Below are 21,772 nucleotides of genomic sequence, written 5' to 3'. Positions count from 1 at the left end.
ACCCAGCGGTTTTCATGCTGTTTTTTGTAGCAACATACGGCAAATAGAAGCCAATTCATCACTGAGGTTATGACGATGTATAATGCGATCAATAGCACCATGTTCTAGCAAAAATTCACTGCGCTGAAAGCCTTCTGGAAGCTTTTCACGAACCGTTTGCTCAATAACACGCGGCCCAGCAAACCCAATCAACGCCTTCGGTTCAGCAATATTCAAATCCCCTAACATGGCAAAACTGGCTGAGACCCCACCCATTGTTGGGTCGGTTAAGACGGAAATAAACGGCAATTTATGTGCTCTCAAGCGGCCCAGCGCAGCACTCGTCTTGGCCATCTGCATCAAAGAAAACAACGCTTCTTGCATTCGAGCGCCACCACTGGCCGAAAAAACAATTAAAGGACAACGTTTTTCAATCGCTTCATTCACTGCTCGAACAAATTTTTCTCCCATTACCGACCCCATTGAGCCGCCCATGAATTTAAATTCAAATGCGCCTGCCACGACTTCTAGCCCTTGGATCTTTCCTGTCATCGTAACAAAAGAATCTTTTTCACCCGTGGCTTTTTGCGCTTGTGCAATGCGAGTTTTATAAGGTTTTATATCTTTAAACTTTAACGCATCTACAGGTGTAACTTCTGCTGAAATTTCAACCCCGGTTCCTTCATCGAAAAACGCTTCAAGACGATCACGTCCACCCAAACGCATATGATGATCACATTTTGGACAAACTTCCAAATTGCGTCTGACTTCTGCACGATATAAAGTGCTTTCGCATTTAGGGCATTTTGTCCACAAGCCTTCTGGAACATTTTTCTTACGTTCCGTTACCTGTTTAATACTGGGTAAAATCTTTTCAAACCAACTCATTTTTTTCTCCAAAGAGTTTTGTTTTTACTGTGTGCCAACGGTATGCACCGACACCATTCAATTTTATTCGTTATCTGCTTTATCAATTGCTTGTCTGAATTCGCGCATTTTATCACTTAATACCTGTTGAATCACTTCAGAGTCTTCTGAAGCATTCTGTTCAATCAAACTAACCAACGCTGAACCAACAATAATAGCATCACCAAGCTTGGCCATTTCGTAGGCTGTATTGCCATCACGAATACCAAACCCAATGGCTACAGGCATCGACATCCTTTCTCTCAAATGCCCAACATGATGAGCTACATCCTTAGCATCCAAGGCTTTTGAGCCGGTGACACCTTTTAAAGAAACGTAGTAAACAAATCCACTGCCTTTTTCACTGACGGCGTTGAGTCGTCCATCAGGTGTCGTCGGCGAGACGAGGAAGATTCGATCGAGTTGTGCTTGTGACAAGTTTTCAAAATACCCTTCACTTTCTTCCGGTGGCATATCGACTGTCAAAACTGCATCTACGCCAGCTTCAGCTGCCGCTTTCGCAAACACATCGCTCCCCATAGCTTCAATCGGGTTTAAATACCCCATTAAAATCACCGGCGTTTGCGCATCTTTCTTACGAAATTCAGTCACATACGCTAAAACATTTTTTAAACTAACATTATGTTCTAAAGCTCGTTCTACCGCTTTTTGAATGACGGGGCCATCCGCCATCGGGTCTGAAAAAGGCACACCGAGCTCAATCATATCTGCGCCCTGCTCAACCAAGCTGTGCATCAACGTTACTGTCATCTCAGGGTGGGGATCACCTGCTGTAATGTAAGGAATCAAAGCTGTCTTTTTTTCTGACTTCAAGGCCTTCAGCGTTGCATCAATTCTACTCATTTTAAATCTCAAACCCCTCAATTTTCGCTATGGTTCCCATATCTTTATCACCACGACCCGATAAATTGACAATGATAGTCTGATCTTTTGACATGGTTGGCGCCAGCTTGGTGGCATAGGCCAATGCATGACTCGATTCCAATGCTGGGATAATTCCTTCAAATTTTGTTAAATCACGAAAGCCTTGCATGGCTTCATCATCATTAATCGCAACATACTTGGCGCGACCAATGTCTTTTAACCAAGCATGCTCAGGACCAACACCTGGGTAATCTAATCCCGCAGAAATAGAATGTGTTCCTAAGATTTGTCCATTCTCATCTTCCATTAGATAGGTTCGGTTACCATGCAGTACGCCAGGCTTTCCTTCACACAAAGGCGCAGCGTGTTGCCCGGTTTCCAACCCTAGCCCACCGGCTTCCACTCCATAAATTTCGACCGATTCATCTGGTAAAAAATCGTAAAACAGACCGATTGCATTTGAACCTCCGCCCACACAAGCAATCAATGCATCAGGTAATTTACCTTCTTTTTCCATGTGTTGTTGCTTGGCTTCACGGCCAATAATCGCTTGAAAATCACGTACCATAGCCGGATAAGGGTGGGGCCCTGCTACGGTACCGATAATATAGAAGGTATCATCCACATTCGTTACCCAGTCACGCATGGCTTCATTCAGTGCATCCTTCAAGGTACGCGTCCCTGATTCAACACCGATGACTTCTGCTCCTAACATTTTCATCCGTGCCACATTCGGTGCTTGACGAACAATATCATCCGCCCCCATATAAACCACACACTCAAGTCCCAGTCTGGCCGCAACGGTTGCACTGGCAACCCCGTGTTGCCCCGCACCGGTTTCTGCGATAATACGTTTTTTACCAAGGCGTTTTGCCAGCAAGGCTTGACCAATAGTGTTATTGATTTTATGAGCACCGGTGTGATTCAAATCTTCTCGCTTCAGATAAATCTTGGCACCACCTAATGAGTCTGACCATCGCTCCGCATAATACAAAGGAGAAGGACGACCAACATAATCTTGAAAGTCCTTAGTCAATTCAGCGATAAATGCTGGATCGTTTTTGACACTTTCATACTGTTGGCTCAATTCTTCTAATGCAGCCATTAGAGTTTCGGGCGCAAAAATACCCCCATAAACTCCAAAATGTCCTTTTTTATCAGGATATTGCGAATAATCAATACTCATTCTATTAAATCCACTTTCGTTTTATCAAAACGGTAATCAAGCATTACCGAACATTATTTACAGCTTGAATAAAAGCTTGTATCTTTTCTGATGATTTTTGTCCTGGCACCGATTCCACGCCGCCACTGACATCAACTGCCCACGGATGAACAGAGCGGATGGCCTGCTCGACATTATCTTCATTTAACCCACCCGCCAAAATAACAGGCAGCGTCACATTCAGCCGTCTTTCAGGTGCCACCCAGTTCCAATTGAAGGCCGCTCCTGTTCCGCCAGGAACACCTTTAACATAAGTATCAAGTAGCAACCCTTGGCTCGAAGCATATTGAACAGCCAATTGTTCCAAATCCGTTTCCGCCTGCATCCGAACCGCTTTTATATAAGGTCTCGAAAATTGATCGCAAAATGCAGGGGACTCATCTCCATGAAACTGCAACAAGTCTATCTTCAAATCTTTGATAACTTTTTCAACCAAAGAGACATCCGGATTCACAAACAGCGCAGTCGTAGTAACAAAAGCCGGCAGTTTTTCAAAAACCGCCCAGGCCTGGTCAATTGTCACGACTCTAGGACTTTTGTCATAAAAGACGAACCCCAGTGCGTCAGCCCCTGCCTGAACGGCAGTTGTCGCATCCGTTATGTTCGTAATGCCGCAAATTTTAACACGCGTTCTATTTTGCATCATCTAACTCTTTTTAGGCTTGCCAAAGCAGCTCATCCAAAACAACCTGAGGGAGCTGGAACGATTCCGGATACAAAGCATTCACAAAATACAAACCCTCCGCTGGCGCTGTCATACCGGCCTGAGTTCGATCTTGTTTTTTTAACAATTCCAACACCCACTCGACCGGTTTCTCCAACCGCCCTACTTCCATCAAGGTACCGACAATGTTTCGAACCATATGATGTAAAAAAGCATTGGCTTGAATATCAACAAAGACAAAATTGCCTTGACGTGAAACCTGCAAAGACTGCACATTACGATTGGCGTGAGAGGCTTGGCAACCTGAGGCACGGAAAGATGAAAAATCATTTTCACCTAATAACCCCTGAGCGGCAATGTGCATTTTTTCCACATCTAAGGGACGATTCTCCCAGGTCACACGATTGGCTAAAATGGCAGAATGAACAGGACGGTTAAAGATGACATACCGGTATTGTCGAGCAATAGCAGAAAAACGTGCATGAAAGTCTTCAGGCATCATTTTCACCCAGGTTACCCGAATATCACTGGGTAACCGGGTATTAACGCCTTGAATCCAAGCTTTATCCGGCCGATTAACAGCCGTTTCAAAATGCGCAACCTGACCGATTGCATGCACCCCCGTATCTGTTCGACCTGCACAATTCAAACCAATCGGTTCATCGGCGATATAAGATAATGCCTTTTCAAGTTGCTGCTGAACAGAATCACAATGTTTCTGATGCTGCCAACCACAATAGGCGGTGCCTTGGTATTCAATACCAATCGCCAATAAAGCCATGTCTATTAGATATGATCTTTGATCAACAGCTCAGCAATTTGAACTGTATTTGTAGCGGCACCCTTACGGACATTATCCGCCACAACCCATAGATTCAAACCTTTCTCAAAAGAAATGTCTTCACGCACACGTCCAACATAAACTGGGTTCGTATCCGCAGCATCAGTAACAGCTGTCGGGTATCCGCCATCAACATGCTCATCAATAAGAACGATTCCGTCAGATTTTTTGAACAGCTCTTTCGCTTGCTCTGCTGTGATTTTTTCTTTTGTTTCTAAATGGATGGCTTCGCTGTGACCGAAAAATACCGGGACACGCACAGCCGTTGGGTTAACAAGAATCGATTCATCTTCCATGATCTTTTTCGTTTCCCAAACCATTTTCATTTCTTCTTTTGTGTAACCATTATCTTGGAACACATCGATTTGAGGAATACAGTTAAAGGCAATCTGCTTAGGATAAACTTTTGCCTCAACCGGCTTCATATTCAACAAATTAGCTGTTTGTGTTGCCAATTCATCAATCGCTTCTTTACCGGAGCCAGAAACTGCTTGATACGTTGATACATTGATACGCTCAATCCCGACAGCATCATAAATAGGTTTTAACGCAACCATCATCTGAATGGTTGAACAGTTAGGGTTGGCAATAATGCCTCGATTTTTATACCCAGCAACCGCATCAGGGTTGACTTCTGGGACCACTAAGGGAATGTCTTCGTCGTAACGAAATTCCGAGGTATTATCGACAACAATACATCCTGCCGCCGCAGCTTTTGGCGCATATTCTCTAGAAACACTGGCACCTGGTGAGAACAATCCGATTTGGGCTTTTGAAAAATCAAACGTTGCCAAGTCCTGAATCTCAACCCAACCGCCATTAAATTCCAGCTTTTTACCTGCAGAACGACTACTGGCCAGCGGATATAAATTACGAACTGGGAAATTACGCTCTTCAAGTACTTTTAAAATTGTTTCACCTACGGCACCCGTTGCACCTACAACGGCAATATCATACTGCTTTGTCATATTTTTCCCTTTACTTGCTTTTTACTGCTTCGGCTTCAGAGGGTTGTAGATCATCCATTATGGAAGCTTGATTTTTAATCATTTCAACAACCGATCTTGCCTGATTCTCTAATTTTTGTTTTTCATTTTCCGGAAAGCTGACAATCAACCCGCCTTCTGTCAGCTCACGGCTTTCACCAATGAACTTACCACCGGACTCAATCATCATCTCTCCACAAACCACTTCGCCCAAGAGCTTGCCTGTGGCAAGGATATCAATACTTTCACACGCCACCTTGCCTTCCAAAGTACCGCTGACAACAATGGTCTTTGCTTTAATCAGTCCAGTAACGATTCCTTCATCACCGATAGAAACATCGTAGTCCGTTTCAACGACACCATCAATATGGCCATCGATATGCAGAGCACCATCTAGGTCTTTAATTTCACCATTTATTTTACATCCCGCAGCAATAATTGTTTTTCCACCTGCTGGACGCGATTTTGAACCACCTGACTTAAAGATCCCCATGGCACACCTTTTACCTTTTTAAATATTTCATCATAATGTTTTAAATCCCAGTTAATAAATGGCACTGGATTCAGTTTACGCTGCACAAAACTCACCTCATAATGCAAGTGAGGTCCTGAAGACAATCCGGAAGAACCAATTTCACCAATAAGCTCTCCTTTTTTAACCACCTGACCGGTTTTCACATGCAATTTACTCATGTGTCCGTATAGTGTCTTAAACCCATTATCGTGGGAAATGATAATCAAACGCCCATAACCACTTCTTTTATGGTAGCCTGCGTATTCAATCGTGCCGCTAGCCGTGGCAATAACACCATCACCACGCTTACCACGATAATCAATTCCCCGATGAAATTCCTTCGTCCCCTTAACTGGGTGAATCCGCCAGCCAAAACTACTGCTCACACCTTGATATTTTTTAACAGGTCGTCCACTGGGTATGTCTTCCAACATGATTTGTTTTTCAAGCGTTGTCAGCTGAACAATCTTTACACGATCTGTTAACAGTTCGTCTTCATCCGGTTTGACCCCAATCAAATCTTCCAACCCCTGCAAGGTTTGATCTAAAAACTGGATTTGTTTCGATTTATTATCCAACTGACTTTGAAGCTTGCGCTTTTCCGCTTCCAAAGTCATGTACGAGTGTTTACTTTTCTCTAATACAGCCTGGTAACTGGCTTCAGCAACCTGTCGTTTATCTTGAATATCGATAATTTCCTGATTCAACCACCAGATGACGCCGGCAGCGCCAGCTAACATCAAAAAGATAAACATCACCACAAACAGCGCGAATTTTCGCATGAACTGTTTGAAAGAGAAGTGACGTGACCCATGCACATCACTTATGGTTATCGTAAAATGATTTTTCATCTTAAAAAGGCATTCCTAATCATCGTCTCGCAATGCAGTTTACACAATTATAGGAAAATTGCACTTTCTATCCGTAAAAATCTTTACAGAGCTGCGACCACTGCATCACCCATTTCTGATGTCGACACCTTCGTTAAGCCTTCTGACCAAATATCTCCTGTTCTTAAGCCTTGATCCAACACATGACTGACGGCCGCTTCAATTTTTAAAGCCAAATCTTCACGATTCAAACTGTAACGCAGCATCATGGCTGCAGACAAAATTGTCGCCAGCGGATTGGCAATATTTTTCCCTGCAATATCCGGTGCCGACCCATGACTTGGTTCATACATCCCTTTATTATTTGCATCCAAAGACGCTGAAGCCAACATGCCAATCGACCCAGTCAACATAGATGCTTCATCAGAAAGAATGTCACCAAACATATTCCCTGTCACCATCACGTCAAATTGTTTTGGGTTCAACACCAACTGCATCGCCGCGTTATCCACATACATGTGTTGAACCTCAACTTCTGGATATTCTTTTGCGACCTCATCCACAATTTCACGCCACATTTCCGTGACTTCCAATACATTCGCTTTATCGACTGAACACAGCTTTTTGTTACGCTTCATCGCCGCATCAAAAGCCACATGTGCAATGCGCTTAATTTCTGATTCTGAATAAACATAAGTGTTATAACCTTGGCGTTCCCCATTATCCAATGTACGAATACCACGAGGCTGACCAAAATAGATCCCACCAGTCAACTCACGAACAATCAGAATATCCAGTCCGGCAACCACTTCAGGCTTTAAAGTCGAGGCATCTGCCAACTGAGGGAACAAGTACGCCGGTCTCAAGTTAGCAAACAACTCTAAATTTGAACGTAATGCCAGCAACCCTTTTTCAGGACGCACAGAAATATCTAATGATTCCCACTGATAACCGCCAACCGCGCCTAACAAAATAGCATCAGACTGCTTTGCTTTCTCTAACGTCTCTTCCGCTAAAGGCACACCATGAGCATCATAAGCCGCACCGCCCACCAAGTCATGCGTCATAGTGATGTCTAAATTTTCTTTCTGTTGCAAGGCTTCCAAAACCTTAACGGCTTCGGCTGTAATTTCCGGTCCAATCCCGTCTCCGGGTAAAATCAATACTTCTTGTGTCATTACATTTCCACTCTAAATTTAATAATTCTTATCGGTACAACCAAGGAGAAGCGGCTTTGTGCTTCGCTTCAAAGGATTTGATTTCGTCTTCATGTTGCAGCGTCAACCCAATATCATCCAGACCATTCAGTAAACAATGACGACGGAAAGGGTCCACCTCAAACGGAATCGTTTCGCCATTTGGCTTTTTAATCTGTTGGTTTTCTAAATCAATTGTGAGCTGATACCCTTCTTCCGCAAAGACTTCTTTAAACAATCCATCCACAACAGCTTCATCCAACACAATTGGCAAAATACCGTTTTTAAAACTGTTGTTAAAAAAGATATCGGCAAAGCTGGGCGCAATAATGACATCAAAACCATAATCTTTTAATGCCCAAGGCGCATGCTCACGACTTGAACCACAGCCAAAATTCTCACGCGCCAACAAAATACGCGACCCCTGATAACGTGGCTGATTCAAGACAAAGTCTTTACGCAGAGGGCGATTCGAGTTATCCATCCCAGGCTCACCAACATCCTCATAGCGCCATTCATCAAACAAGTTAGGACCAAACCCCGTACGTTTAATCGACTTCAAAAACTGCTTAGGGATAATCGCATCGGTATCCACATTGGAACGATCCATCGGCGCCACAATTGCCGTTAAGGTTGTAAACTTATCCATACTCATTTTTAGCTTGCCTCTTTCATCATGTCGCGCACATCAACAAAGTGCCCTGCAACCGCTGCTGCGGCCGCCATTTGCGGGCTGACCAAATGTGTACGCCCCCCCGCGCCTTGACGCCCTTCAAAATTTCGGTTCGAAGTCGATGCGCAATGCTTTCCGCTTGGAAGTCGATCGGCATTCATTGCAAGACACATGGAGCACCCCGGATTACGCCATTCAAAACCGGCTTCAATGAAGATTTTATCCAACCCTTCTTCTTCCGCTTGTCTTTTGACCAAGCCTGATCCCGGCACAACCAACGCTTGTTCTACCGAACTGGCTACTTTCTGCCCTTTCAATACCGCAGCTGCTTCTCTAAAATCTTCAATTCGTGAATTGGTACAAGATCCAATAAAGACGTAATCAACCGGAATATCAGTAATAGCCATATCCGCTTCAAGCCCCATATACTCAAGTGCTCGACGGATACCACCCGCTTTCACTTCATCCGACTCATGTGCCGGGTTTGGCACCTTGCCATTCACATCCGACACCATTTCTGGAGAGGTTCCCCAAGACACTTGCGGCTCGATGGCTGAACCATCTATCTCAACCACTTTATCGAATTGAGCGTTGTCATCAGACTTCAAGTCCTGCCATGCCGCAACCGCGGCATCCCAATCTTCCGCTTTAGGCGCAAAAGGGCGATCCTTGACATACTCTACCGTTTTCTCGTCAACGGCCACCAAACCGACGCGCGCACCCGCTTCAATCGCCATATTACACACAGTCATACGCCCTTCGATTGACATATCACGAAAAACCTGCCCGCCAAATTCAATCGCATGGCCGTTTCCACCTGCGGTTCCGATCTGCCCGATAATCGCCAACACAACATCTTTCGGACTCACCCCAGGTTGAAGCTTGCCATCCACTTTGACCAACATGTTTTTCATTTTCTTTTGAATCAGACATTGTGTTGCTAAAACGTGTTCGACTTCAGAAGTTCCGACACCATGAGCCAACGCGCCTAACGCACCATGCGTGGCGGTATGAGAATCTCCACACACCAATGTCATCCCAGGCAAAGTCACCCCTTCTTCCGGGCCAACAACATGCACGATTCCTTGACGAACATCTCCAATACCAAACTCGGTAATACCGAATTGTTTGGTGTTTGCATCCAATGTCTGCACCTGAATACGTGAAATCGGATCAACAATGTCTTCAACCGAATTAAAGGCGGTTGTTGGCACGTTATGATCCGGCGTGGCCAGGTTTGCATCAATGCGCCAAGGCTTACGATTTGCAAGACGCAGCCCTTCAAATGCTTGAGGTGACGTCACTTCGTGCAACAACTGTCGATCAATATAAATCAAAGCCGTTCCGTCTTCTTCTTCACGGACGACATGACTATCCCACAATTTATCGTATAAGGTCTTAGCAGACATTGGTATAATTCCACTCCTAACATTGTTACTTGAACAGCTTGAATCTCATCTAAGCACTCAAAAGGCGGAAACCGCCGCTTTGATGCATTCAATCTTTCAAGCATCGAACAGTATTCGCTCTAGAATTCAATGAATTCACAGGAACACAAGGTCTAAAAAATAGCTAAACATTATAGCATTTCAAAACCGTTTCATTGGAAAAATTAGCGCGTTCCACTAACCAAAAAACCACACTAAGGAACAGCATGGGTTATCGCATTAAAGAAGCATTTTATTCTTTACAAGGGGAAGGATTTCATTCAGGACGTCCCGCTATTTTCTGCCGGTTTACAAATTGCAATCTGTGGACAGGGCGCGAAGCCGACCGAAGCGATGCCGTGTGTCAGTTCTGTGATACCGATTTTTTGGGCACGGATGGTCAAAATGGTGGCAGTTTTAAAGATGCTGACAGTTTAGCCAAGCATTTATTAGCACTCTGGCCAACCGATAAAAATGACCAGGCCTGCCCGCATCCATTTGCGGTCCTGACAGGAGGGGAACCTTTATTACAGGTCGACCAGACGTTAGTGGATGTTTTTCACCAGTATGGATTTGAAATTGCGATTGAAACCAATGGCACCCAAAAAGCGCCTGATAACATCGATTGGATTTGCGTCAGCCCGAAAGCGAACGCCCCCTTGATTCTAGACTCGGGAGATGAACTAAAACTGGTTTATCCACAAGCAGCACTTCCTCCTGAGCAGGTCGAAAACTTGGATTTCAAACATTTTTATTTACAAGCAATGGATGACGCCGACCCCGACACTCAAGCCAAGAATCTAAAAGCAACTTTAGCGTATTGCCTGAAACATCCACAATGGAAACTCAGTCTGCAAACACACAAAATATTAGGCGTCGACTAAACTTTTTTGCCAGATCAATCTTCCAACTGCTGTTTGAGCTTTATCGCCAACTGGTTTTTGTAGTGAAACGGCACAGACTGGTTAATCATCAGTGCAAACGGAAGCCAATGTTGCTCCTGATAAATATACCCTGCCAAAGTACTGACACCAATCAACGTACCGGATTTGGCAAAAATGCGATCTTCGATTTCCGGTAACAACGACTTCCATGGCCGGAATGCCTCCAATAAAATCACCAATTGTTGCGGACTGAGACGATTCTGATGAGATAATCCTGCCCCGTCTTCCAGATAGAAATCCTGCCACCCCAAATAATTGGTTAAATCCGATTTCATCATCTGTTTGACTTTTTCCGCTGAAGCAGGCGCGCCCAACTTCTCTGCACTCAATTTCAATGCCAATTGATTGGCAATAAAATTGGTCGAATAACGCATCATCGGCTGAATGATTTCAGCCAACGTCAAGCTGTTCAAATGCCGATAAAATGGCTGAGATTGCTTCAAAGCCAGCAACTCTTTTAAGTTGCGCCATTGAACCTCATTTTTCACTTGTATCCCTGACTGCTGCAAGAAAGCGCTTAATAGTTCAGCAAAATACCGCTCTCCGGTTTTGACACTCCCACCTAAATTGAAGCGACCATGTCGTAAGTTAGCGTGCTGTCCAAGCTTAATTGCCAACGGTGTCAGTGGCGTTTGGGATTCGGCAGACACGATTGCTCCATGCGCTTTTTTTAAATAAAGCGTATTAAAATTGGCAGCCAAAGCGCCGGGGATCGCATCATAAGGATTGTCTGTATCCGATCGACCAGGAAGCACCACATTGGTTTCAAAATACCCCGTATCCAAAATAACTTCATCAATTGTATTGATGCCAGAGGCTTTCAATCGATGCGCTAAAGCTTCAGCGAGCTTTTGAATTTCTTCAGACACCAGAAAAGGATCGCCATACCCTTTTATCCAAAGTGAGGCGGTGTTTTGAGCTGTTCGGGTGATATAAAAGTCCGTTTTAAACCGATAATCCGTTCCCCAATGTTTCAACGCTAAATAAGCGGTCACCAATTTCGTGGTGGAAGCGGGAACCCTGAGCTTGGAAGATTCTTTTTCAATAGCAGCTTCCTGCCGAGCATTCAGCACCAACACCCCGGTTTCATGGAGTTGACTCAAGGCTTCTTTTAAAGAAACGGAAGCCGGAGCAGCGTGCAGAAGCAAACTTCCCAGCAAAAGCACCGTGCCAACACTCCCTTGATACAGCAATCTTCTCAGCAACACATCAAACCTTTAACTAAATACTTTGTCTTTCATTTTAACGCCTTTTGCAGGTGTTTGATATACGCTTTTCTTCGACGAACTTTGAGCCCCCTATTTTAATCAGGCCTGGTCAAATTTCAGATGAATTTTCCCGATGAATTGCAATCACAGATACGGTTCAAAAATGATAAGATATCGAAATAACAATACAATTCATTTTACTTAATTTATCGGCAATGACTTAAGCCGCGCGCTTTGCTCAACAACGTCATTAATGGGACACGCTATGCAAGTTCAAGACATGGAAAAGTTCTCGCAAATCCTCAGCTGGGTATTTGCGTATTATGAAAAGGACTTAACGGACCTTACATTTGAAATGTACTGGAATGGTCTAAAAGATTATTCCATTGATGAGGTGCAAGCGGCATTTAATGCGCACATGCAACACCCAGAAGACGGAAAGTGGTGGCCAAAAGTTTCCGATATCATCAAAAACTGCAAAGGGGGCACACAGGACAATGCCCTTCGAGCCTGGAATGAAGTTGAAACCGCCATTCGAAAAGTCGGGGCTTATCAGGATGTGGTGTTTCATGACCCATTGATCCACCAAATCATTCATAAAATGGGTGGATGGATGGCCTTATGCGACATTCCGGATGAAAAATCTTTGGTGTTCAAAGCAAACGAATTTAAAAATGCTTACCGAGCTTTGTATGGTACGCCTGCTCAACAACAACCACCGATAGAGTTGACGGGCATTATTAATGCACAAAATGCCAAAATCAAAGGCGCTAAAAAAGCCCCACCCGTATTGATTGGAAACCCGGAGCAAGCCAAAGAAGTCATGAAACGCCTGCAAAGTCCAGACAATCTGATTACCATCAGTCAAGCGACTGAAAAGCTGGTCAAAAACTTACAAAACTCCACCAACGCTGCAAAATAATTTTAAGGCGCTCTATGAATATCCGTTTTGAAACGCAAGTTGCTGAAAAACTATCGATACATGAAGCGATTTTTTTGGGGTGGCTGCAATTTAACTATGCCCGAACGCCCATTAAAACCGATGAGTTGGAACAGATTTTTTCTTTCTGGAAAGACGAATTGCTCTATAAGGTATTGCTTCGTTTGGAAGAACGTAAAATCATTGAAGTCAGGCGCAACCTGGAAGACTTTTGTATTTTCACCATCAACCCAACCGCTTACCAAGCGCAAACAGGGCTGACACTGGAGGCGGACAGTAATTTACGTGGCAGCGAGCCATTATTGGATGACAACCTCAAAAAACATTTGAAACGATTCCAAGGCACCGATTCCATTCTCAATAAAAAACTGTCTCAATTGATTAAAGAAGACACCGAAGCGTTGCTTTTATACGCACAGGAAGAAGGCTTAACGGCCGAAGTAGCGAACGTCAGCTTTGATAAGTTTCTGCATTATGTGGCCTCCAACCCGGATCGTTTCTGGAACAGTGATCTCGTGGCTTATTGGCGTTTTTGGGTCAGCAATAACAAAGAAAAGGTGCAGACAGAGGCGAAAAACAACGGGACTGGCAAGCGTGCGGCCATAGAACGCTCAGTGCAAAGCGCCGCCAACAGCTGGTTAAAAAAGAAGGCCCAAGACCCGCAACTCTACAAGTCGGTTAAAATCACTCACGAATAATCTTTTCAGCATGTTTATTGGAACAACAGTGATCGTCATTCTGAATAGGCGGACAAGAAACGGTTCCATACGAACAGAACACACAACAATCGCCCTTCTCAGGCGTTAATATCGCATGACAGTGGCGACACTCGTAATACCATTGACAAGCATTGGTCGGCATCACCTCTTCGGATAGCTCGCCACACGCCGGACACGTGATGGTTGATTTAAGCTGAACCTCTTTCATACCCTTCTCCTTCTCTTTTTAAGATCACTCACGCACGCACGCACGCGACATGAACTTACCGGTTTCAGAGTTAACCTTAACCACTTCGCCTTGTTCGATATACTCCGGCACCTGAATTTCCAAGCCGGTGCTTAAAATCGCTGGCTTGGTTCGACTGGTTGCCGAGGCACTCTTCATGCCTGGCGCCGTTTCGGTAATTTCCAACGCTATCGCAATCGGCAATTCAATCGAAATCACCTGTTCATCTAAAACAATGGCGTCCATGCCTTCCAAAGATTCAGAAATATAGCCTATCTGACCTTCCAAATCCTCTGGAGACAACGTGTATTGTGAATAATCGGTTAGATTCATAAACACATAATTGTCACCATCCATGTAACTGAACTGAACCGGCATTCTCTGGCAATCCAACTCTTTTAGAAAGTCATCCCCTTTTAAAGATTCATCCAATTTTTGACCGGTTTTGACATTATTAAAACGCACCTTATATAAAGTCGCCGCTCCGCGAGAGGAAGGACTTTTACAATCGACTGTTTTCACTACATAAGGTGCATCGTTAATCTCAACCACCATCCCTTTTTTCAACTCATTCGCTTTTGGCATATTACAACTCTCAAATCTTTTGGTTAAAACACATCGTTCATATCAACCAGCTCGCCCACCGTGGCCACGTCACACTGAGATTGTTTCTTTAACCAGGCTTCCACCGTTTTGCGATCTTCTTCCGTGGCGGAGGCGTAACGTTTTTCAGAAGCGACTATGCCACGGAACTGACGTGTGCCATCTCCGCTTCCACCAAGAATCAATTGATTGTCTTCAATCACATCTATGAACTCATCCACAAACTGTTCAAACGACTCCAACGACATTTCTTTAAGCTCAAGCGTGACTTCGAACACGTAAACGGTGAACTCACCCACAAATAATTTTTTACGCAATCGTCTATTGCGTTGTGTCGTTTGCTCAATACTCATCAGGCAACTTCCTTAATTTGAAAAAATAAAAAGCAATATAACAGACTTACCCGGCAAAGAATGGCTTTAAACTCAAAAATGACCAGGCCTGGCTATTTTTCGAAATGCGAAATTCAGTTAAGGCGAATCATATCGGGAAAGATTTCCTGACGAATTGTATCATTGACAATATCGGCCAGCGTGAACTGCTCCAGATAAGTGAGATATTGATTTTGGGCTTGGATTAGATAGGTCTTTAACCGGCAAACCTCTTTAAGTTTACATACGGGTTCATCGCAGTTCACCGGGGTTAACGTCGCTTCCATCAACTCAATTACCTGTCGTAAGGTAATCTCATCCAGTTCTTTTTCCAACAAAATACCGCCATACTGCCCTCTGATAGAGGTCACCAAGCCGTGGCTGACCAGTTTTTGAACCACTTTCATCAAATGGCTTTTAGAAATCTCATATCGCTCAGAAATCATCTGAATATTCGACAACTCGCCTGTTTTTTTTGAAGCCAAATAGATCAGCACTCGAAAAGCAAAATCGGTTTGTTTGGTTAACTGCATTGCCACCTACTCCTAAATTAGACTTCATTATATTTGACATTCACTAAAACATTCAAATATCATGCATCTTTAAAGATGCATTTAATATGAATCTTTAAGAACAATCTCTTCAGTCAAAAAGGAATTTAATACAAATGTTATCAAACAGTGTGATACAAACGATCAAAGAAACCGCTCCAGTTTTAGCTGAACAAGGTCTTAAAATTACCGATCTTTTCTATCAAAAACTTTTTCTCAATCACCCGGAATTACAAAATATTTTTAATATGGCGAACCAAGCACAAGGCGAACAATCTCGCGCGTTAGCAGAATCGGTTTTCATGTATGCCAGTAAAATTGATGAATTACAGGAACTCACCCCCATGGTAAAACGCATTGCCAACAAGCATGCCAGTTTATCGATTCAACCTGAACATTACCCTATTGTTGGAAAATATCTTCTTGAAGCAATAGAAGAACACCTTGAACTCCCGAAATCGCACCCCATCCTTGATGCCTGGCGCATCGCTTACAATGCACTGGCAGATATTTTCATTGCGACAGAAGAAGATATCTACCTTGAAAATGAACAAAAAATACAAGGGTGGAGAGGATTCAAACCATTTAAGATTGATCAAATCACGACAGAATCAAAAGGCATTAAATCCTTCTACTTAAAGGCAGAAGACGGACGACATGCCAGCTTTGAAGCGGGTCAGTATGTTGGGGTTCGGGTTAAGCCAGAAAAAAGCGACTATGAAGAAATTCGACAATATTCCTTGTCTAATGCGCCAGGAGAAGATTTTTATAGAATCACGGTTAAACAAGAAGGTCATGGTTCCGAGTTTCCTGGCACTGTCTCAAACCATCTCCACAAAGCAAAAGTAAGCGATACAGTTTGGTTACAACCACCAACAGGAGACTTTACCATTCAATCTCCTGATTCCTCTCATATCACCTTTATTGCCGGTGGCGTTGGATTAACGCCATTATTAAGTATGCTTTTACAGCAGTTAAAAACCATGGACGCGAACAAAATCACCTTTATTCAATGCTGTCGTGACAGTGAACATCACCTTATGAAAAAGGCAATAACAAACTTACAGCAACGATATGGATTTCATTATTATGTTGCCTATGAAGTTGAATCTGGTGCGGATCATCAAGGTTATTTAACGAAAGAGGTTTTACAAAAGTGGCTACCGGATAATACTCAACCGGATGTATATTTTTGCGGCTCGAAACCTTTTATGAGTGCAGTAAACAAGATGTGCTCAGAAATTGGAATAAGCGAACAACAAAGACATTACGAAATATTTGGTCCGACAACCACATTAAGTTAACCTTTATTGCCCTCTTTCTCTTTGTTAAAAGACAGGGGGCAAGTTCTTATTTAGACAAACGACCATTTCCAGCTGGAAGAAGTTGTATCTGTTTCTCAAGTGCTCGTGTCATCTCACCTTTACTCGCATGCCAAACAGCACCACTACTCAACACAAAGGTCACCAGTAAAATCAACAGCATTAAATTACCGGATAAATACAAAAAAATGGTCATAACAATTTGCCCCATATTGGGATCAGGTGTCATATTATTTGACAAAAAATACCCGATTGATAACAAACTTCCGCCAATGGCATACCCCATTAAAATAATGCGATTATGACGGTTAACAAGTCTCCAGTTTGCTAGCACATACTGGTTAGTCGCTTTATGTTCGATTTCCTCTCTTGAAAGCAACGATCTGAAAAAAGCATATTGTGATAGCATAATCATGATTGAAACGATGGGAATAATCCAAAACCAATAATAAAGATGAAATTCAAATAAAAACACTACGGCAAATAAATGCACAAGAATCATGTTTAAATTAAAAATATGATGCGGGGTTTTCGACAGTTTCTTTTGACTATAATTTAAATGGGTAACGGACATGCTCCTACTCCTTTAAGATGCAATCAAAATACATCTTAAAGATTTTTCACCTCAATGTCCATAAAGATATATACAAGATACACCTTTATGCAATTAACCAAATATACCGACTACGCACTACGAGTACTTATGTACTTGGCAATGCAAGATGAGCCCGATACTAAAATACAAATCAAAACGATTTCAGAAAAATTTGATATCCCTAAAAATCATTTAATCAAAGTGGTCCACCAGTTAGGGAAAGAAGGCATGATCCGGACAATTCGAGGCAAAAACGGTGGCATCATTTTATGTAAAGCGCCGTCAGAAATACTTGTCGGTCAAGTTGTTAGAAAATTTGAAATGACATTAAATCCTGTCAACTGCGAAAAACCGTTATGTCAAATTCAAGAAATCTGTTTACTCAAGCCTGCTTTATTCAAGGCGATGGAAGCTTTTTTAGCAACTTTAGATCAATACACACTGGCTGACATCACTAAGAATCAGCAATGCTTAAAAAATTGTTTACTTTCACAAAGCAGCTGACAGGACTTTATTTATTCAAATTCGACACGATTACGGCCCGACTCTTTGGCCTGGTAAAGCAAGTCATCCAACCGCGCTTGTAACGACTTGAGATTGTCATTTTCATGTAATTCCGTCACACTGATACTGATGGTCATCTTGACGTCATTCGGCCAGGTTTTTTCTGCTACCGCTTGACGAAGCTCTTCTGCTTTTTCAACGGCTTCTTTTAAATGCGCTTCTTTTAAAACGATCGCAAACTCCTCCCCTCCCCATCGCACCAGAATATCTTCAGAGCGCAGATGGCTTCGCATAAATTGACTCAATGATTTTAAAATATCATCGCCGACTAAATGTCCATGGGTATCATTAATCTGCTTAAAAAAGTCAATATCATAAAACAATATTGAAACCGGATGACGTTTATCCTGATAGTGCAAAAGCTGACGTAACTTTTGATTAAAGAAACGTCGGTTGTAAGCTTGCGTCAACTCGTCAATTTCACTGCTGTATTTCATCGCCTCATTTTTTTGTTGCAAGACACTGATTGTATTCATGGATCTCATCAGGCGATCACTGTAACGCTTCAAAATAAAGTACACGAGAATTAAAAAGACCAACAAACCGGCAACATTCAATACCCAGTGCAACCAAAAACTTCGCATGTGTTTTTGATAAAAATGCGTGATATCCTCAAGCACTTGAAATTCAGCTAAAGTGTGACCATCATAAGAGTCCAGGTGTAATCCTGAAACGACTAAATACGTTTTATTATCTTTATGAATTAATTGAGACTTTTCAGATTTGTGGATTTCAACTTCATTAAAGATAGGATCGGAATAAAGGATTGAATAGTGACCAACAACCGGATAGTTTTCTTCGTATTTAAAATGCTTAAAAGCACGTTTTTTAACCAGTAAACGAGCTTGGACATCAAACCGGTTTTTAAGTCGTTTAATGAAATATTCCGGTTTCACACCGAATTCCAGCACACCTAAGTATTGTCCATTCTCGCTAAAAAAGGGCGTGTTGATTCGATACGAAAGCCCTGTTCTTCCAGCTTCAAATGCACTGATCTGATGACGGTTATTATTGACATAAACCACCATGGGGCGAGTATTTGTCACATCATCTCCATACACTTTGGGATTGTGTACCCGTAAAATCGTAATGTTATTTGGGTCATGAAAATGCATGACGAATAAGCTAGGGTCTTTCTGCTGCATGGCGTCAAAATCCACTTTAACTTTCTGGTACAGTGCCTCTCTGTCAGCATGATTGACTAACCGCGTAATCCCTTCCAAATGACTGTAATGTAATAACAAAAAGTTATACTTATCTTTAAGATTGGTCGCCGAATCATAAAACGCGCCCTGAACATTTTCTGTTAAATACTTTACCTGCGTATCAAATAAGGCCTGGTTTTGTTTCAAGCTGTAAACCAACTGAAACAACAACGCAACTGCGCCCACGACAGCGATAGCAATAAAATATCCCCACCTGGGCGGGAACGATTGAACAAGCGGCTTTTTATCTGACACAAATCATTCCTTTGACGGTTTCAGCAAGAATCATCCATTAAATCGTAAACTACAACCCAAAAAATTAAGTTAGAATAAAAACCATACGCATAACTCAGGTATAAAAAAAGTATAACTTAAATGACTTTTTGTCATTCAAATTATTTTCAACTGCGTGCAGAAAGGAGATTGACACCATGCTTCGAACACTCGGGTTATTTGCCTTAACACTCGTTACACTTTCTGCCCAAGCGGCTCCGTTAAGTATCGGAGCACCAGCCCCCGATTTTGCGTTATACAACCAACACCATGAGCGTATCAAACTCTCTGATGAACAAGGAAAATGGGTGGTGTTATACTTTTATCCCAAAAATGACACTCCCGGTTGTACTACTGAAGCTTGTAGCTTTCGGGACAATGTCAACAAGTTGATTCAGAAAAAAGCGGTTATCCTGGGGGTTAGTGTAGACAGTCTGGACAGCCACCAAGCATTTTCTCAAAAATATAAATTACCCTTTAGTCTACTGTCTGACACCGACGGGAAAGTGGCCAAAAAGTACGATGCCTTAAATGATTTTATCGTTTTTAAATTTGCCAAACGCCATAGTTTTATTATTGACCCGACCGGCCGCATTGCCAAAATTTATCGTGATGTCGACCCTCAAAAGCACGTCGGTATTGTTTTAAAAGATTTAACTATGTTACAAAAAACAGCCAATTAGTTTGTCAGTTAAGGACTCACAACTCCAAGCGTTTCGACCTCTATTAGAAAGATTCCGCTGTTTAACCGGTCTATTATAATAAGACGCCTAAAAAGGAAACGACCATGTTGAGCAAATTACTGACGATTTTTATTCTTTCAACCAGCTTAATACTCACTGCATGTGCAAAGGAGCCTGCTATGAATTCTTCGCCTACATCCTCTGACAAAACCGATTACATCGTACTGGGCATGGGATGCTTTTGGGGCGCTGAAAAACGCATGGGAGAAGTCCCAGGCGTTATCACGGTTGAAAGTGGTTACGCTGGTGGTGACCAAAAAAATGCTGGGTATTACGATGTTCTAGGTCTGGAAAAAGAAATTCGTTATGGTAAAAGCGACTTACGCAATCATGCAGAAGTGGTTAAAGTGACCTTTGACCCTCAAAAAACAGACCTGGAAACGGTTTTAATTAAATTTTGGGAAAGTCACGACCCCACGCAAGGAGACCGACAAGGCAATGATATCGGCACCAATTACCGAAGTGCCATTTACACCCACTCTGACGCGCAAACCGCTTTAGCCAAAAAAACCGAAGCGATTTACCAAAAGGCCTTGAACAAAGCAGGCTTTGGCAAAATTACCACAGAAATCGCGCCATTACGCAACTATATAACGGCAGAAGAATATCATCAGGATTATCTAAAAAAGAATCCGAATGGCTATTGTGGTCTTGGAGGAACAGGCGTTAAGTACCCAGTATCAACCCCTGATAGTGCCAATGCCATGCCTGAAAAATCTCCAGTTACAAAGCGACTGGAAGGCACCGACCTCAATAATGAAAGACAGCTGGTGGTCTTTGAAGCTGAAGACTGTGCTTTCTGTAAAAAATTCAAAGCAGAAATACTCTCAACCTGGCAGTCTGAAGTGCCGATTGTCACAACTCTAAATCCGAATGCACCGGAAGGCTGGAGCTTGGAAAAAGCACTCTTTGCAACCCCGACTATCGTTCTTTTTGAACAAGGTAAAGAGGTTTCCCGTTACACCGGTTATAACGGTGATAAAGAGCGCTTCTGGAAATGGTTAGGGTTTAGATTACTGACACCCGATCAACGCCGAATCGCATTTGAACAAGGAACGGAATATGCCTTTACAGGGTCGCATCTTGATGAAAAACGCCCAGGGACGTTTGTCGATCCAATTACAGGTGCCGCGCTGTTCCGTAGTGATACCAAATTTGAAAGCGGTTCCGGTTGGCCCAGTTTTTTCAACCCGGTTGAAGGAGCGATTACCGAACATAAAGACACCAGTCACGGCATGACACGCATTGAAGTTCGCAGTGCCAGTTCAGGCATTCACCTCGGGCATGTGTTTAATGATGGACCGCCTCCGACACACAAACGGTATTGCATTAACGGTAATGTCCTCAAGTTTGTACCGGATGAGCAAACTGAACAATAAACA

At 42.9% G+C, this 21,772-nt stretch carries 25 protein-coding genes; 7 read left to right on the top strand and 18 right to left on the bottom strand.

All coding sequences use genetic code 11. The features are described from left to right. Positions 1 to 12: 12 nt before the first annotated feature. From accD to leuC, 11 genes are all read right to left on the bottom strand, one after another. Complete coding sequence (gene accD, locus GHNINEIG_RS04305; protein WP_135795502.1) at positions 13 to 867, bottom strand: acetyl-CoA carboxylase, carboxyltransferase subunit beta; 855 nt, start codon at positions 865 to 867, stop codon at positions 13 to 15. Between the two features lie 63 nt (positions 868 to 930). After that, positions 931 to 1,749 (bottom strand): tryptophan synthase subunit alpha, encoded by an 819-nt coding sequence (gene trpA, locus GHNINEIG_RS04300; protein ID WP_135795501.1) that lies wholly within the window; start codon positions 1,747 to 1,749, stop codon positions 931 to 933. 1 nt (position 1,750) lies between these two features. Beyond that, positions 1,751 to 2,956: a tryptophan synthase subunit beta gene (gene trpB, locus GHNINEIG_RS04295; RefSeq protein WP_135795500.1), complete on the bottom strand. Its 1,206-nt coding sequence runs from the start codon at positions 2,954 to 2,956 to the stop codon at positions 1,751 to 1,753. Positions 2,957 to 2,999: 43 nt separating this feature from the next. Beyond that, a complete protein-coding gene (locus GHNINEIG_RS04290; protein ID WP_317616031.1) occupies positions 3,000 to 3,641 on the bottom strand; it encodes a phosphoribosylanthranilate isomerase in 642 nt (213 codons plus the stop codon). Between the two features lie 10 nt (positions 3,642 to 3,651). Further along, positions 3,652 to 4,440, bottom strand: coding sequence for a tRNA pseudouridine(38-40) synthase TruA (truA, locus tag GHNINEIG_RS04285; RefSeq protein ID WP_135795499.1), 789 nt, complete (start codon positions 4,438 to 4,440; stop codon positions 3,652 to 3,654). Between the two features lie 5 nt (positions 4,441 to 4,445). Continuing rightward, positions 4,446 to 5,468: an aspartate-semialdehyde dehydrogenase gene (locus tag GHNINEIG_RS04280; RefSeq protein ID WP_135795498.1), complete on the bottom strand. Its 1,023-nt coding sequence runs from the start codon at positions 5,466 to 5,468 to the stop codon at positions 4,446 to 4,448. Between the two features lie 10 nt (positions 5,469 to 5,478). Further along, positions 5,479 to 5,979: a bactofilin family protein gene (locus tag GHNINEIG_RS04275; RefSeq protein WP_135795497.1), complete on the bottom strand. Its 501-nt coding sequence runs from the start codon at positions 5,977 to 5,979 to the stop codon at positions 5,479 to 5,481. After that, positions 5,901 to 6,851 (bottom strand): M23 family metallopeptidase, encoded by a 951-nt coding sequence (locus GHNINEIG_RS04270; protein ID WP_135795496.1) that lies wholly within the window; start codon positions 6,849 to 6,851, stop codon positions 5,901 to 5,903. The genes GHNINEIG_RS04275 and GHNINEIG_RS04270 overlap by 79 nt, the downstream gene beginning before the upstream one ends. Positions 6,852 to 6,934: 83 nt before the next feature. After that, entirely contained in the window at positions 6,935 to 8,008 is a 1,074-nt protein-coding gene (gene leuB, locus GHNINEIG_RS04265; RefSeq protein WP_135795495.1) for a 3-isopropylmalate dehydrogenase, read from the bottom strand. A gap of 28 nt (positions 8,009 to 8,036) precedes the next feature. Further along, positions 8,037 to 8,681, bottom strand: coding sequence for a 3-isopropylmalate dehydratase small subunit (gene leuD, locus GHNINEIG_RS04260; protein ID WP_223260936.1), 645 nt, complete (start codon positions 8,679 to 8,681; stop codon positions 8,037 to 8,039). Between the two features lie 2 nt (positions 8,682 to 8,683). Further along, complete coding sequence (gene leuC / locus GHNINEIG_RS04255) at positions 8,684 to 10,108, bottom strand: 3-isopropylmalate dehydratase large subunit (RefSeq protein ID WP_135795494.1); 1,425 nt, start codon at positions 10,106 to 10,108, stop codon at positions 8,684 to 8,686. A 245-nt stretch (positions 10,109 to 10,353) separates the two neighbouring features. Between leuC and queE the strand changes: the two genes are divergently transcribed. Continuing rightward, positions 10,354 to 11,010 carry a 7-carboxy-7-deazaguanine synthase gene (queE, locus tag GHNINEIG_RS04250; protein ID WP_135795493.1) on the top strand — a complete coding sequence of 219 codons (657 nt, stop codon included), beginning with the start codon at positions 10,354 to 10,356 and terminating at the stop codon, positions 11,008 to 11,010. 14 nt (positions 11,011 to 11,024) lie between these two features. Here queE and GHNINEIG_RS04245 read toward each other — a convergent pair whose 3' ends face one another. Further along, on the bottom strand, positions 11,025 to 12,275 hold the full coding sequence (locus tag GHNINEIG_RS04245; protein ID WP_223260935.1) for a D-alanyl-D-alanine carboxypeptidase/D-alanyl-D-alanine-endopeptidase: 1,251 nt from the start codon (positions 12,273 to 12,275) through the stop codon (positions 11,025 to 11,027). 268 nt (positions 12,276 to 12,543) lie between these two features. Between GHNINEIG_RS04245 and GHNINEIG_RS04240 the strand changes: the two genes are divergently transcribed. Continuing rightward, the gene (locus GHNINEIG_RS04240) at positions 12,544 to 13,200 is read left to right on the top strand and encodes a DUF6475 domain-containing protein (protein ID WP_135795492.1); all 657 of its coding nucleotides are present in this window, start codon (positions 12,544 to 12,546) and stop codon (positions 13,198 to 13,200) included. A 14-nt stretch (positions 13,201 to 13,214) separates the two neighbouring features. Beyond that, the gene (locus GHNINEIG_RS04235) at positions 13,215 to 13,916 is read left to right on the top strand and encodes a hypothetical protein (protein ID WP_135795491.1); all 702 of its coding nucleotides are present in this window, start codon (positions 13,215 to 13,217) and stop codon (positions 13,914 to 13,916) included. On the opposite strand, the gene GHNINEIG_RS04230 is transcribed toward GHNINEIG_RS04235, so the two are convergent. From GHNINEIG_RS04230 to GHNINEIG_RS04215, 4 genes are all read right to left on the bottom strand, one after another. Beyond that, the gene (locus GHNINEIG_RS04230; protein ID WP_135795490.1) at positions 13,903 to 14,145 is read right to left on the bottom strand and encodes a GDCCVxC domain-containing (seleno)protein; all 243 of its coding nucleotides are present in this window, start codon (positions 14,143 to 14,145) and stop codon (positions 13,903 to 13,905) included. The two genes, GHNINEIG_RS04235 and GHNINEIG_RS04230, sit on opposite strands and share 14 nt — an antisense overlap. Positions 14,146 to 14,169: 24 nt before the next feature. Continuing rightward, positions 14,170 to 14,748, bottom strand: coding sequence for an elongation factor P-like protein EfpL (gene efpL, locus GHNINEIG_RS04225; protein WP_135795489.1), 579 nt, complete (start codon positions 14,746 to 14,748; stop codon positions 14,170 to 14,172). A 23-nt stretch (positions 14,749 to 14,771) separates the two neighbouring features. Then, complete coding sequence (locus GHNINEIG_RS04220) at positions 14,772 to 15,119, bottom strand: YggL 50S ribosome-binding family protein (protein ID WP_135795488.1); 348 nt, start codon at positions 15,117 to 15,119, stop codon at positions 14,772 to 14,774. A 113-nt stretch (positions 15,120 to 15,232) separates the two neighbouring features. Beyond that, positions 15,233 to 15,670: an RrF2 family transcriptional regulator gene (locus GHNINEIG_RS04215; RefSeq protein WP_135795487.1), complete on the bottom strand. Its 438-nt coding sequence runs from the start codon at positions 15,668 to 15,670 to the stop codon at positions 15,233 to 15,235. A 134-nt stretch (positions 15,671 to 15,804) separates the two neighbouring features. Here GHNINEIG_RS04215 and hmpA point away from each other — a divergent pair, with 134 nt between their 5' ends. After that, a complete protein-coding gene (gene hmpA / locus GHNINEIG_RS04210) occupies positions 15,805 to 16,992 on the top strand; it encodes an NO-inducible flavohemoprotein (RefSeq protein ID WP_135795486.1) in 1,188 nt (395 codons plus the stop codon). Between the two features lie 46 nt (positions 16,993 to 17,038). Here hmpA and GHNINEIG_RS04205 read toward each other — a convergent pair whose 3' ends face one another. Then, positions 17,039 to 17,584 (bottom strand): hypothetical protein, encoded by a 546-nt coding sequence (locus tag GHNINEIG_RS04205; RefSeq protein ID WP_135795485.1) that lies wholly within the window; start codon positions 17,582 to 17,584, stop codon positions 17,039 to 17,041. 87 nt (positions 17,585 to 17,671) lie between these two features. On the opposite strand from GHNINEIG_RS04205, the gene GHNINEIG_RS04200 reads away from it, so the two are divergent. Beyond that, entirely contained in the window at positions 17,672 to 18,109 is a 438-nt protein-coding gene (locus GHNINEIG_RS04200) for an Rrf2 family transcriptional regulator (protein WP_135795484.1), read from the top strand. An 11-nt stretch (positions 18,110 to 18,120) separates the two neighbouring features. On the opposite strand, the gene GHNINEIG_RS04195 is transcribed toward GHNINEIG_RS04200, so the two are convergent. Continuing rightward, entirely contained in the window at positions 18,121 to 19,629 is a 1,509-nt protein-coding gene (locus GHNINEIG_RS04195; protein ID WP_135795483.1) for a sensor domain-containing diguanylate cyclase, read from the bottom strand. 176 nt (positions 19,630 to 19,805) lie between these two features. Here GHNINEIG_RS04195 and GHNINEIG_RS04190 point away from each other — a divergent pair, with 176 nt between their 5' ends. Together GHNINEIG_RS04190 and msrA are read left to right on the top strand one after the other, a co-directional pair. Then, on the top strand, positions 19,806 to 20,330 hold the full coding sequence (locus GHNINEIG_RS04190) for a peroxiredoxin (protein WP_135795482.1): 525 nt from the start codon (positions 19,806 to 19,808) through the stop codon (positions 20,328 to 20,330). Positions 20,331 to 20,509: 179 nt separating this feature from the next. Next, positions 20,510 to 21,769 (top strand): peptide-methionine (S)-S-oxide reductase MsrA, encoded by a 1,260-nt coding sequence (gene msrA / locus GHNINEIG_RS04185; protein ID WP_223260934.1) that lies wholly within the window; start codon positions 20,510 to 20,512, stop codon positions 21,767 to 21,769. Positions 21,770 to 21,772 lie beyond the last annotated feature (3 nt).

The organism is Hydrogenovibrio crunogenus (genome assembly GCF_004786015.1).
Taxonomy (GTDB): domain Bacteria; phylum Pseudomonadota; class Gammaproteobacteria; order Thiomicrospirales; family Thiomicrospiraceae; genus Hydrogenovibrio; species Hydrogenovibrio crunogenus.
Note: the sequence above shows the minus strand (reverse complement) of the source record. Positions and strands in the feature narration are given on the sequence as shown.